Source organism: Bradyrhizobium sp. CCGB12, from assembly GCF_024199845.1.
Classification (GTDB): domain Bacteria; phylum Pseudomonadota; class Alphaproteobacteria; order Rhizobiales; family Xanthobacteraceae; genus Bradyrhizobium.
In genome coordinates this window covers 33,815-46,194 of the sequence record NZ_JANADO010000002.1, presented here as the reverse complement: position 1 = coordinate 46,194, position 12,380 = coordinate 33,815, and the positions used below count along the sequence as shown (strand labels likewise).

Here is a 12,380-nt window from a genome sequence, read left to right as displayed (position 1 = left end):
GACAACGGCGTCAGGGCTTTGAGTCTTCAGCGTCATATGCATCTTCATAGCATCAACTAGCAGCTTTTCCCAACGAGGCGGAAACTGCAATTCAGAATTCGCTGACCTTGCCCCAGGCGCTCATTTTCAGCCGATTCGGCCTGTAGGGACGCGGGTCGACGATCGGCGCACGACCAGTGATGATGTCGGCGATCATGTGCCCGGTGCCGGGCCCGATCCCGAAGCCGTGGCCACTGAACCCCGCCGCAAGCATGAAGCCTGGAATGGATTCAACTTCGCCGATTGCCGGAATGCCGTCCGGTGTGCTGTCGATGTAGCCGGCCCAGACGTTTGAGATGGCGAGGCGCACCAGTTCGGGGACCAGCTTGCACGCGCGTCGATGCGTCAGCCGAATCTGCCTCATGTCCGGGCGGGGATTGAGCGTTCGGTTCAGCTCCATCGGGGTCACCTCGTCGAGCCTCCATTTCGCCAGTGATTCGTGGCCTTGCCGCATGCCCTCGAAGGCGCCGGGGCTGAGGCTTCGCCAGCGGCGGGCGAACATAGGGAGGAATTCGCGGCCGAACCTGACTTGCTGCGGGGTCGGATCGACTCGCGCGCGCCCGCTGATGGCCAGCGTGTATCCGCCGTTGCCACGCCGCGTGAGCGATAGCTGCGCAGTGTGCAGGGCATCCGGCAGGCCGGCTGCGCCAGGAGCGACGGCGAGAATGGATTGGCGCACCGATGCCTGCGGGAAACGAATTCCAAGCTGGTTGCAGAACGAAGAAGCCCACGCGCCTCCTGCCATCACCACCGTTTTCGTCCGGATCGTGCCGGCTTCGGTCACCACCCCGCTGACCCGGCCGGCACTGAGCTCGATGCCGCGCGCCGCGCAATGCTGGTGCACGGTACCGCCTGCCGCCATGATCGCACGCGCGGCGATGGGGACAGCTTTCGAAGTGTCCGCCGTCCCGTCTGTCGGCGAGAAGACGCCGCCCTTCCACTTGCGACCCGTGGCCTTGCCCCGACCGCTCGCCTCTTCCGAACTCAACATATGCGTCGTGACGCCAACGGTCTTGGCGAAGTCTCGCCACTTGGCCCAGCCTGCCAGCTCATTCTCGTCGTTCGACAAATACAACAGGCCGCAGCGGCGAAAGCCCGTGTCTTCACCCGTTTCCTGGGCAACTCGTTCCCAGAGATCGAGGCTCGTGATCGCAAGCGGCAGCTCGCGTGCGTCGCGGTTCTGTTGGCGGCACCATCCCCAGTTGCGGCTGGACTGCTCGGCGGCGACACGGCCCTTCTCAAGCAAGGCAACCTTGAGGCCGCGGCGCGCGAGATAGTAGCTTGTGAACACGCCTACGACGCCGCCGCCAATGACGACGACGTCCGCCTCACGAGGAAGGGATGGACTGGATTCGATATGCAGGAGCGGCGCGCTCATCCGATAGGGATCTCCGGTGGTCGCCGTAGCGTAACCGAGGAATTGCGGCAGGCCCCGCGGACTTTCGTCGTGAGACCGAATATCCTGCGGTTTACTGCCTTTGACGCAGGCTAATATTGCGAAAATACCTTGCTTGCGTCGCAGCTTGCCGGCGGCGAGACTGATGCGCGTGCTCCTGCGATCCGTCGCGCCTTCCTGGCAGAGGCCGCGGCAGGCTTGGCGGCGCAGATTGAAATGCCAAATCGGACTTCGTTTTCAGAAGTTCATGCTGCCCGGATGCCGGCTTTCGGCGACTCCGCGGTGATTGAAATCATCAAGATTGGCAGAACGGATCGAAGGATCGAAGTCCATAGAGGCAACTCGCATGAGCCTTATCCAGGAGCAGATCTTGGCGGAAGCGATCAAGCTATGAGGTCGGCGCCATCCATGCTTCGCTTCGATCGAACTGACCCGTTCGGTCGGCGCCGCGCTCCGAAGAAGAGTTCTTGCCTCTTGCGCGGGGAGGTCTGAATCATGTCGCAGCCTCCAATGGAGGAATGGCACGTCGAACGTCAAATCATCGATCTGTCGAAGAAGCGTGGCAAGGCAAAGAACCGAAGGCGCGGCCCGCAGCAGGATGGCCGAACGAAGCTGAAAAGGGAGGATGTTCCGATGGCCTCTGGCAACCCGGCTGCAGCCCCCGCCGATGTCGCGCTCTCGGTGCGGGAGCTGAGCGTAAGTTTGCCGCAAGGAATGGAGCGGGCCTACGCCATCGAGAACATCTCCTTTGATCTGAAGCGCGGAGAAATTCTCTGCATCATCGGGGAATCTGGATCGGGCAAGTCGGTCACCGCCAATGCGATCATGGGGCTTCTGCCGAAGGTGATGCGGGTCACATCGGGGGCGATCCACCTGAATGGGACGAACATCGTAGGCCTCGCACCTGAAAAGCTCCGCAGCCTGCGCGGCCGAGTCGTCTCGATGATCTTTCAAGATCCTCTCTCGGCGCTCAACCCGCTGATGACCGTGGGCGCGCAGATCGAGGAGGTGATGGCCGCGCACGGCGCCGGCACGCCGGCCTCGCGTCGCAGCCGGGCCATAGACTTGTTGATTGAAGTGGGTCTGCCTGATCCGCAGCTCATGTATCACCAATATCCCTTCCGGCTCTCGGGCGGGCAGCGGCAGCGGGTTATGATCGCCATGGCTCTAGCCCTCGAACCTGCGATCCTGATTGCGGACGAGCCGACCACCGCACTCGACGTGACGACCCAGGCGCAGATCCTGCAATTGATCCGCGACATTCAGCGCCGCAAGGGAATGAGCGTCATGTTCATCACCCACGATTTCGGCGTCGTCGCGGAGATTGCCGACCACGTTGTGGTGATGGAGAAGGGCCATTGCGTGGAGCAGGGCTGTGCCGCGCAGGTGCTGAAGTCGCCCGGTCATCTCTATACGCGCCGCCTGATCGCAGCCGTGCCCCACCTGACCGGCAAGGACCGCGTTCCCTCGGAAGCCGGGGAGCGAGCGTCGATCATGAAGGTCGAATGCCTGGCAAAGACTTATCGCAGCGGCAGCGCGCTTTTCCGTACGCAGCGCATCGTGCCCGCGGTCAATGGGGTCAGCTTCGACCTCACGTCGGGTCGCACGCTCGGCGTTGTCGGGGAAAGCGGTTCGGGCAAGTCTTCGCTCGGGCGGTTGCTGATCAAGCTCATGGAGTGCGACAGCGGCTCGATTCTGTTCGAAGGCCGCGACATCGCCGGGCTTTCCGAAGCCGAGTTTCGGACGCTACGGCCGAAGATTCAGATGATCTTTCAGGATCCTTTCGCATCGCTCAATCCGCGATCGACGGTCGGGCAAATTCTCACAGTTGGCCCGGTCGCGCATGGCATGACTTATGACGAAGCTTGCGAGCGCGCGCGGGAGCTTCTGTCCCATGTCGGCCTGGATGCAGGCGCCTTTGAGCGCTATCCGCACGAGTTCTCCGGAGGGCAGCGCCAGCGCGTCGGCATCGCGCGAGCGCTGATGTTCAAACCAAAATTGCTGATTGCCGACGAAGCGGTCTCGGCGCTCGACGTATCGATCCAGGCCCAGATCTTGAAGCTGCTCGACCAGATCCAGCGGGAGACCGGCGTCTCGATGATCTTCATCACGCATGATCTGCGCGTCGCAAGCCAAATCTGCGATGAAATCGCCGTCATGCACCGAGGGCAAATCGTGGAACGCGGCCCGCCGTCCCAGATCTTCCTCGATCCGAAATCCACCTACACGCGAGAACTAGTGGCAGCGATCCCGGGCGAGCAGCCCGGGAGCAAGCCCCAACATGAAGGCCACGTCGGACAGCACAAGCAAGGAGAGACATTATGACCAAGCGTTCTGCGACGACATCGAATTATTCCCGGCGCGACGCCCTACGGTTGGTGGCCTTCGGCGGAGCCGTCGGCCTCATCGCGCCAAATCTCCTGGGCAAGCCTGCCTTCGCGCGCACCTCTGCGGCAAAGCCAAGCGGCCGCGTGATCGTGGGGCTTGGACAAGAGCCGACTGTCTTCAATCCACTGATGGTACACATTGAAGTCGATGATGGTGTGCATTTCTCGGTCTTCGACGCGCTGTTCCGCATCGATCCTCAAGGCGTTATTCAGCCCAATCTGGCCGTGGAAGTGCCGAACCAGAAGAATGGCGGCATTTCGGAAGACGGTCTCAAATGGCGTATTCGTTTGCGGGACGATGTCCGCTGGCACGACGGCAAACCGTTCAGCGCCGAGGACGTGAAGTTCACGCTCGAGCTGATTACGAATCCGAACTTCCGGAGCTGGCGCACGGCCGGCCATGCTCTCGTGCGCGACATCACGGTGATCTCGCCGACGGAGATCTCGTGGCGAATGGAGGAGGCCTTTGCGCCGTATCTATCGTTCCTGACCGAAACCTTCATCGTCCCCAAGCACATCCTCGAGAAGGAGGCCAATCCGAACAACGCCGCCTTCAATCAGGCGCCGGTTGGTACCGGCGCCTTCAAGTGGGGCAAGAGGGTTGCTGGTGATCATCTCGAACTCGTTGCGAACGCCGAATACTTCGGTGATGGCCCTCACATCGAGAGACTGGTCTTCAAATACATGCCCGATCTCACGGTTCTCTACACCCAGTTCAAGAGCGGCGACATTGATCTCGTAGGCCAGCCCTACATCACGCCCGATCATTATGGGGAAGCCAAGACGCTGCCTAACCGTGTGGTGACGCTCGTCCCAAGGGCCTCATTCGAGTCCTTCTACCTGAACCTCGAGCGTCCGCAGTTCAAGGAGCTTGCCGTTCGCGAGGCGCTCTACGCGGCGATCGACAAGGAGGCGATCATCCAGGGTCTCTATTACGGCGTGCCCACCCCGACAGAGACGTTCATGCCGAGGCAGTCCTTCTTCTTCAATGCCAATCTACCCTTGCACCAATTCGACGTGAATCGCGCGGGCAAGATCCTCGATCAAGCAGGCTGGGCAAAGGGCGCGGACGGCATTCGTGCCAAAAACGGCGTTCGCCTGTCGTTTTCCAATTCGACCACGTCGGGCGATCCGCTTCGCGAGCAGGTGCAACAGTTCCTGCAGCAGAGCTTTGCGCAGCTCGGCGTCGAGATGAAGATATCGAACCTGCCGGCCGCCGTGATGTGGGGCGAGTTCTGGATGCAATCGCAGTTCGATTCCGTGATCGTCGGCAGCTCGTATCTGATTGGCGCCGATCCGGATGTCACCAATCGCATGCACTCGCGCTCGATCGGAGCGAAGGGCGGCCGCGGCTCGAACAATGCGCAGTATGCAAATCCGGAGGTCGATGCTTTGCTCGACAAGGGCGCGCGCACCTTCGATCCGGAAGCGCGGCGCGCGGTCTACTTCCGGGTACAGGAACTCGTGCGCCGCGACCTGCCTTTCCTGCCGCTGTATCAGAGCAATGCGGTCGAAGGTCTCAAGAAGGGGATCAACGGTTTCGTGCCGAACGGCAATACGCGCACGGAGTCCTGGAACGCGCTTGCCTGGTACTGGACGAGCTGATGTCTTGCCGGACGGACCGGGGCGGACGGCTTTGTCACGCTAATGGAGGATTCGAATGTCCGTCTTCCTGCTGAATCGTCTCTGCCAGAGCATCGTGCTGCTGGTGATCGTCTCGATCATCGGTTTCGCGGTTCTCAACCTCATGCCGGGCGGGCCCCTCGCGCAATTCGGGCTCGATCCCGGCATGACCCAGAAGGACATCGAGCGACTCGCTACACAGCTGGGCCTCAATCGCCCGCTGTGGATCCAGTATCTCGATTGGGCCTGGCGACTGATGCAGGGCGACTGGGGGCACTCTTTCCGGGACGGCTCTTCCGTGCTTGCGGTGATCGGTCGCCACTTGCTGGCGACGCTGCTGCTGATGGGGACATCCACCGCATTGGCGATCGCGGCCGGCACGTGGATCGGAATCCGCGGTGCCACTCACCGCTATTCTCTCTTCGACTATTGTGCCACTGTCGGCGCCATGGTGGCGCTGTCCGTTCCGACGTTCTGGTTCGGCCTGATCGGCATCTACATCTTCACCCTGAAGCTGGGTTGGGTGCCCGCAGGCAACATGTACACGATCGGCGACGGCTCGGTGCTGGACTATCTGCATCACCTGATCTTGCCGAGCCTGGTTCTGTCGCTCGTTCATGTCGCGATCTGGAGCCGTTACATGCGGACGGCAACGCTCGATGCGTTGAGTCAGGATTTCGTCAAGACGGCCCGAGCCAAGGGCGTGAGCGAACGCCGCATCTTGCTGAAACATGTCATCGGCAATGCGCTTTTGCCGATGATCACGCTGGCGGGAATGCAATTGCCCAGCATTCTCACCGGCGCCCTGGTCACGGAGACCGTGTTCACCTGGCCGGGCATGGGACGGCTGTTTCTCGACAGCCTTGGCTACAGCGACTATCCGGTCGTGATGGGGCTGTTGATCTTCTCGGCCATCCTGGTCGTGTTGGGCAATCTGATCGCGGACATCGTGATCGCAACCGTCGATCCGCGCATTCGCTTGGCCTGAGCCTGCCGACTCACGCCAGATAAGAGGAGCGAGTAGACATGACCGCCATCGTCGCCCACGCAGCTCCGACCCGCTGGTGGCACAGCCGTGCTGTTAACCGCTTCATGCGTCACCATCTGGCACTCCTGGGTATCGGGATGATTACCCTGCTCGTGCTGGCGTGCGCCGTCGGTCCCTATGCCTTACCCTACGACTCGCTCCACATCGATCTGCGCGCCCGCTTTGCTCCGCCCCTGACAGGCCACCATTACTTCGGCACGGATCCCTTGGGGCGAGACCTCGCGGTGCGGCTGTTGATGGCCGGGCGCGTCTCGCTGGCGGTGGGGTTCTCCGCGATGTTGCTATCGACGTTGATCGGTACGCTCATCGGCGTGACGGCCGGCTATCGCGGCGGCTGGGTCGGGGCGGCACTGATGCGGACGGTGGATGGCTTCCTGTCCTATCCCTCGATCTTTCTCGTGCTGGCGCTGGCCGCAACGCTGCGGCCGAGCCCGGTGATGATCACCGTAATCATTGCCGTCACGAGCTGGATGGAGACTGCGCGAATCGTCGAGGCCGAGGTCCGTTCGCTGCGCGAGCGCGAGTTCGTCCAGGCTGCGCGTATGGTCGGGCTTCGCAGGGCGCACATCATGTTCCGCGAGATCCTGCCCAATGCCATGGGTCCCATCATCGTCGCCGCAAGTCTGGCCGTGGCGCGCGCGATCCTTCTGGAGGCCTATATCAGCTTTCTCGGCTACGGCATCCAGCCGCCGCTGCCCAGCTGGGGCAACATGCTCAATGGCGCCCAGCAATATCTGGCGAGCGCTCCCTGGCTCGCCATCATTCCCGGTGCCGCCATTACGATGGCGGTGACGAGCTTCAATTTTATTGGTGATGGTCTGCGAGATGCCCTCGACGTTCGAAACGACCACATCTGAATGATTTGAACCGAGCCGCGGCTGAACCCATCAACCATACGAGAAGCAAGCTATGCACGCGCCGAGAGTTGCCGAGAAGGCCACGCCCTATTGGTGGGAAGCCGCGCCGCTTGAGCCGCCGCCTCAGCAGCCAATAGCCAAGAAGCTCGACGTGTTGATCGTGGGCGCGGGCTATGCAGGGCTCTCGGCCGGTCTGGTGCTGGCGCGCGAGGGCCGCTCGGTTGCGGCCTATGATGCCATGGACCCTGGTGAAGGAGCTTCGACGCGCAACGGCGGTATCACCAGCGGATCCATTCGGCCCGATTACGCGACGCTCACGCGCCGGTTCGGAGAGGAGAAGGCGCTGGCGATCGAGGCGGAAGGCAAGGCCGCCCGCGAGTTCCTGTACGATTTCATCAGGACGGAAGGCCTCGCCTGCGACTTCCAGCCGGTGGGGCAGTTCAAGGGCGCCTTCGGCTATGAGCAATACGGGGCCATGGCGCGCACCGCGGAGCGGCTTGCAAAGAAACTTGGGATCGAAGCCTACGCAGTTCCCTATGCCGAGCAGCGCCAGTATATCGGCACCGACGTCTATCGCGGCGGTACGGCTCGGATGGACATCGGCGGACTGCACCCGGCGAAATTCCACGCCGAACTGCTGCGGGTCGCGCTCGCTTCCGGATTGACAGTCCACGCGCGGACGCCCGTGATCTCGATCGACAGAGATGGCTCCGGTTTCCGCGTCGTCACCGCGGCCGGTCCGGTGCAGGCGCGTCAGGTGCTGGTGTGTACCAACGGTTACACCGATGGCGCCGTGCCCTTCCTGCGCCGTCGGCTGGTCCCGGTTCGCAGCCGGATCATTGCGACCGAGGAGCTTGCGCCCGAAGTCATGGCGCGGCTGATGCCGAAACGCATGATGATCACGGAGAACCGGGAGGTCGGCTTCTATTATCGGCCCTCGCCTGATGGCAAACGCATCTTGCTCGGCGGCCGCGACAGCTCTCGGGTCGGCGATCCCGTCGCTCCGAAGCTGCTTCTGCGTAAGGGCCTGGTGAATCTGTTCCCTGAGCTGGAGGCCGTTCGCCTCTCACACAGCTGGTTCGGCCATGTGGCCATGAACCGCGACATGATTCCGCGCATTTTCGAGAAGGAAGGCATCGTCTATGCCAGCGGCTTCTGCGGGTCGGGCGTGGTCTGGGCACCATGGGTCGGTATGCATGCGGCCCACAAGCTCATGGGACACGAGGAGCGGGCGCGCACCGCGTTCGACTTCAGGCCTCCGGCCTTCATCCCGTTCTATCGAGGCAATCCGTGGTTCATGCCTGCGTTCATTCGGGGCTACCGGATGCGTGACCGGATCGCGATGTGGCGCGCCAGCCGGTGACGGCCGGCCGCACAGCTTACAAGCCAGGGCGTGAGTTCCGGAGGCACGTCCGCCTCTCGAAAGAAGATTGACGATGCAGTATGTGTCCACGCGCGGCCATTCAGGCCGCAAGCAATTCTGCGAGGCATTGCTTGAAGGCCTCGCCCCGGATGGCGGGCTGTACGTCCCCGAGACCTATCCTAGCGTGGACCATGCCATGCTGGATGCGTGGCGTACGCAGTCCTACGCCAACCTGGCTTTCGAGATCCTGTCGCTCTATGTCAGCGATATTCCCTCCGCCGACCTGAAAGCCATCTGTGCAAAGACCTACACGCCGGAGATATTCGGAAAGCCTGACATCGCGCCGGTGCGAGAGCTGGAGAGGGGACTTTACCTCCAGGAGCTGTCGAATGGTCCTACGCTCGCGTTCAAGGACATGGCCATGCAGTTGCTCGGCAATCTGCTCGAGTACGAGCTGACGCGCCGACGGGAGAACTTGAACATTCTTGGTGCGACCAGTGGCGATACTGGAAGCGCCGCAGAATACGCCATGCGCGGCAAGAAAGGGGTGCGGGTGTTCATGCTCTCGCCTCGCGGCCGAATGAGCGCCTTTCAACAAGCTCAGATGTTCAGCCTCCAGGACCACAACATCCACAACATCGCGATAGATGGCGTCTTCGACGACTGCCAGGACATCGTGAAGCAGGTGGCGAGCGATCTGGAGTTCAAGCAGCAATACACGATCGGTGCGGTGAATTCGATCAACTGGGCGAGGCTCCTTGCGCAGGTCGTCTATTACTTCTCCGGTTATCTGCAGGCGTCCGAACGCGGGGCGACAAGTGTAAGCTTTGCAGTGCCTTCGGGGAATTTCGGAAACATCTGCGCGGGGCATGTTGCGCGCATGATGGGGCTTCCAACATCCCGGCTGGTCCTTGCGACCAACGAGAACGACGTGCTCGACGAGTTCTTCCGCACCGGGGTGTATCGCGTCCGAAGTCGCGCTGACACGCTCGAAACTTCAAGCCCGTCCATGGACATCTCCAAGGCTTCAAATCTCGAGCGCTTTGTATTCGACCTGTTAGATCGGGACACAGAGCGAACCAAATCGCTGTTTGCTGATCAGCTCGGGGAGCGAGGCTCGTTCGATCTGAGTGGAGACTCCAGATTTGCAGAGGCTGCAGCTCGTTTCGGCTTCCGTAGCGGAAGGAGCACACATGCCGACCGGCTCGCGACCATCCGTGACACGTGGAAGCGCTTGAACACCGTGATCGATCCACATACGGCAGACGGCGTGAAGGTCGGGCGCATGCACGCGAGCCCCGAGATGCCGATGATTGTGCTCGAAACTGCGCTGCCGATCAAATTCGCCGCGACGATCAAGGAAGCCCTGGGCCGGGAGCCCGACCGCCCGCAAAGCTACGATGGCATTGAGAAATTGCCGAGGCGAGTCAAAGTCCTTCCCGCCAACGCACAGGCTGTCAAGAATTACATCACCGAGATTGTGCGCGATAGAGCCTGCTGAACAGCAGATATCGGAACGAAGACCGCGTCAACTATGGCCGTATTCACGGAGCTCTCATTCGACCAAGTCACAGCGTTCTTTCGAGCGCTGGATCTCAGCGCGCCTCGTTCCGTTCGCGGGATCACCGGCGGAATTGAGAACACCAATTACTTCGTCGATACGGATTGGGAAGGATACGTGCTCACCATTTTTGAGCGCCTCACCTTCGAGGAACTGCCGTTTTACCTCCACTTCATGAAGCATCTTGCGGCGCGGGGAATGTCCGTCCCCAATCCGGTCGCTGACCCCGACGGGGCAATCCTTCACTCACTGAAGGGGCGGCCTGCGGCGGTCGTTAACAGGCTCCCGGTGCAAGCGAGGCGGAGCCTACGGTCGCGCATTGTGGTGCCGTCGGAAAATTCCTCGCGCAGGTGCACCTGGCTGGGGCCGACTACTCGCGACAGCAGATAAATCCGCGCGGCCTCCAATGGTGGAACGAGGTTGTGCCGGTGGTCAGCCGCTATGCATTTGCTGGACAGCGCTCGCTGCTCGCGAGTGAATTGGCGTTTCAGAACGAGGTCGCTTTGTCCTCGACCTACCGGCAACTGCCCCGGTGCACGCCGATCTCTTTCGCGACAACGCCTTGTTTGAGTGCAGCTGTCCGGCGTTCTCGATTTCTACTTCGCCGGGTGCGACGCGCTTCTGTTCGACATTGCAGTGAGCCTCAATGATTGGTGCATCGAGAATCCCTCCGGCCGTTATGACGATGAGCGGGTCATCGCCTTCCTCGGCGCATATGAGAGCGTCCGGATGCTGAATCCCTCGGAACGCTTGCTGCTTACCCCGATGCAGCGTGCTGCGGCGTTTCGCTTTTTACTGTCGCGCCTGTGGGACGTATATCTGCCCCGCAAAGCTACGCTCCTAAAGCCACACGATCCGGATCACTTCGAGCGCATGCTGCGCATGCTGCGTGGAGAGATCCCCATGATGAGCGCCGAAATGACGCTCTAGCGAGGATTGAGGGTAATTATGACGCCGACTCTCGATGTTCGGGTTCGCGAGCTTCTCTCTCAGATCGAGGCCGATGGGCTGTACAAGCGCGAGCGCACGATCAGCAGCGCGCCAGCCGCGGACGGCAGATTGGGCGCGTCGAGCCACGAACAATGAAATTCTATGCCGAACTTTGCTTCAGTCCAATTGTATAATGCTGTCTGGTGCAACGTACAGTGCGGACGATGCGAGGATCAGGTGGCCCTCACCGTCAATCAGGTCCTGGCGACAAGTACCGAGAGCAAAAGAAACGTTGACCAATGATGAAGCCCGCAGCTTACCAAACCGGAGATCGCGACGATCGAGCCGCCGTGCTGGTTCCATTCGCCAGATCGCATCTGGAAGGCGCTCTGAAGCTCTCGCAGGAGATGTCCTGGCCCTATCGGCTCGAAGATTGGGATGTCGCGCTACAGCTGGGCCAAGGCTTTGTACTGGAGCGCGCCGGAACGGTGATCGGGACCGCGGCATGGTGGCCGTATGGCGAGACCCATGCTTCCGCTGGTATGATCATCGTCGCGAAGATCGCTCAGGGCCGTGGCTATGGGGCCCGGCTCATGGATGCGTTGCTGACGTCCGCGCGTCCACGAAGCATTGCGCTGAATTCGACCGCGGAAGGCCAGGCGCTTTACCAGCGGCGCGGTTTCGCCCCCATCGGGGTCATCCACCAGCATCAAGGAATTCCCAGAGGACGCCATGAGCCGCCGCCGCTCGGGCTCGTCAGGCCAATGGCTGCCTCGGATTTCGAGGTGGTCATGCGACTCGATCGCGACGCAACGGGCTTGGAGAGACGACAGATGCTCGAAAAGCTGCTCCACAGCGGTAATGGCTATGTCCTGCAGCGCGACGGCATGGCCCGCGGCTACGCCATCTCCCGGCTATTCGGCCGCGGGCATGTTATCGGTCCTGTCGTCGCCGAAACCGCGACCGATGCACAGGCGCTGATCGAGGCTGCGCTCGCGCGGCTCGGCAGTGTTTTTGTCCGTATCGACACCTCTGCCACATCGCAGCTCGGGGATTGGCTCGAAGGCATCGGCCTGGATCAGGTCGGCGATGCCACCACCATGATCTTGGGCACGCTGGCTCCATCGAGCGGGCCGGCGCGCGTCTTTGCGATTCCCAATCAGTCGTTCGGCTAGG

General features: G+C 61.5%; 10 protein-coding genes. 9 read left to right on the top strand and 1 reads right to left on the bottom strand.

What is annotated here, in order from left to right; translation table 11 throughout:
• Window positions 1-91: 91 nt before the first annotated feature.
• Window positions 92-1,417, bottom strand: coding sequence for an FAD-binding oxidoreductase (locus NLM27_RS41450; RefSeq protein ID WP_254149103.1), 1,326 nt, complete (start codon window positions 1,415-1,417; stop codon window positions 92-94).
• 651 nt (window positions 1,418-2,068) lie between these two features.
• Here NLM27_RS41450 and NLM27_RS41445 point away from each other — a divergent pair.
• From NLM27_RS41445 to NLM27_RS41410, 9 genes are all read left to right on the top strand, one after another.
• Complete coding sequence (locus tag NLM27_RS41445; RefSeq protein ID WP_254149424.1) at window positions 2,069-3,760, top strand: ABC transporter ATP-binding protein; 1,692 nt, start codon at window positions 2,069-2,071, stop codon at window positions 3,758-3,760.
• Window positions 3,757-5,427, top strand: coding sequence for a peptide ABC transporter substrate-binding protein (locus tag NLM27_RS41440; RefSeq protein ID WP_254149102.1), 1,671 nt, complete (start codon window positions 3,757-3,759; stop codon window positions 5,425-5,427). Before NLM27_RS41445 ends, NLM27_RS41440 begins: the two co-directional genes overlap by 4 nt.
• 55 nt (window positions 5,428-5,482) lie before the next feature.
• Entirely contained in the window at window positions 5,483-6,433 is a 951-nt protein-coding gene (locus tag NLM27_RS41435; protein WP_254149100.1) for an ABC transporter permease, read from the top strand.
• A gap of 38 nt (window positions 6,434-6,471) precedes the next feature.
• On the top strand, window positions 6,472-7,350 hold the full coding sequence (locus tag NLM27_RS41430) for an ABC transporter permease (protein WP_254149099.1): 879 nt from the start codon (window positions 6,472-6,474) through the stop codon (window positions 7,348-7,350).
• Window positions 7,351-7,402: 52 nt separating this feature from the next.
• Window positions 7,403-8,713: an FAD-binding oxidoreductase gene (locus NLM27_RS41425; protein ID WP_254149098.1), complete on the top strand. Its 1,311-nt coding sequence runs from the start codon at window positions 7,403-7,405 to the stop codon at window positions 8,711-8,713.
• Between the two features lie 73 nt (window positions 8,714-8,786).
• Window positions 8,787-10,214, top strand: a complete 1,428-nt coding sequence (gene thrC, locus NLM27_RS41420; RefSeq protein WP_254149097.1) for a threonine synthase — start codon at window positions 8,787-8,789, stop codon at window positions 10,212-10,214.
• 33 nt (window positions 10,215-10,247) lie between these two features.
• Complete coding sequence (locus tag NLM27_RS44235; RefSeq protein ID WP_375142343.1) at window positions 10,248-10,664, top strand: phosphotransferase; 417 nt, start codon at window positions 10,248-10,250, stop codon at window positions 10,662-10,664.
• Window positions 10,665-10,844: 180 nt separating this feature from the next.
• The gene (locus NLM27_RS41415) at window positions 10,845-11,204 is read left to right on the top strand and encodes a phosphotransferase (protein WP_254149096.1); all 360 of its coding nucleotides are present in this window, start codon (window positions 10,845-10,847) and stop codon (window positions 11,202-11,204) included.
• Between the two features lie 299 nt (window positions 11,205-11,503).
• Window positions 11,504-12,379: a GNAT family N-acetyltransferase gene (locus NLM27_RS41410; RefSeq protein ID WP_375142342.1), complete on the top strand. Its 876-nt coding sequence runs from the start codon at window positions 11,504-11,506 to the stop codon at window positions 12,377-12,379.
• The last annotated feature ends 1 nt before the right edge of the window (window position 12,380 follow it).

What these genes read in the sequence shown, in the direction of transcription:
- NLM27_RS41445 (WP_254149424.1), top strand. Translation starts at nt 2,069, where the DNA reads ATGGCCTCTGGCAACCCGGCTGCAGCCCCCGCCGATGTCGCGCTCTCG.
- NLM27_RS41435 (WP_254149100.1), top strand. Translation starts at nt 5,483, where the DNA reads ATGTCCGTCTTCCTGCTGAATCGTCTCTGCCAGAGCATCGTGCTGCTG.
- NLM27_RS41430 (WP_254149099.1), top strand. Translation starts at nt 6,472, where the DNA reads ATGACCGCCATCGTCGCCCACGCAGCTCCGACCCGCTGGTGGCACAGC.
- NLM27_RS41450 (WP_254149103.1), bottom strand. Translation starts at nt 1,417, where the DNA reads ATGAGCGCGCCGCTCCTGCATATCGAATCCAGTCCATCCCTTCCTCGT.
- NLM27_RS41410 (WP_375142342.1), top strand. Translation starts at nt 11,504, where the DNA reads ATGATGAAGCCCGCAGCTTACCAAACCGGAGATCGCGACGATCGAGCC.
- NLM27_RS44235 (WP_375142343.1), top strand. Translation starts at nt 10,248, where the DNA reads ATGGCCGTATTCACGGAGCTCTCATTCGACCAAGTCACAGCGTTCTTT.
- NLM27_RS41425 (WP_254149098.1), top strand. Translation starts at nt 7,403, where the DNA reads ATGCACGCGCCGAGAGTTGCCGAGAAGGCCACGCCCTATTGGTGGGAA.
- thrC (WP_254149097.1), top strand. Translation starts at nt 8,787, where the DNA reads ATGCAGTATGTGTCCACGCGCGGCCATTCAGGCCGCAAGCAATTCTGC.
- NLM27_RS41440 (WP_254149102.1), top strand. Translation starts at nt 3,757, where the DNA reads ATGACCAAGCGTTCTGCGACGACATCGAATTATTCCCGGCGCGACGCC.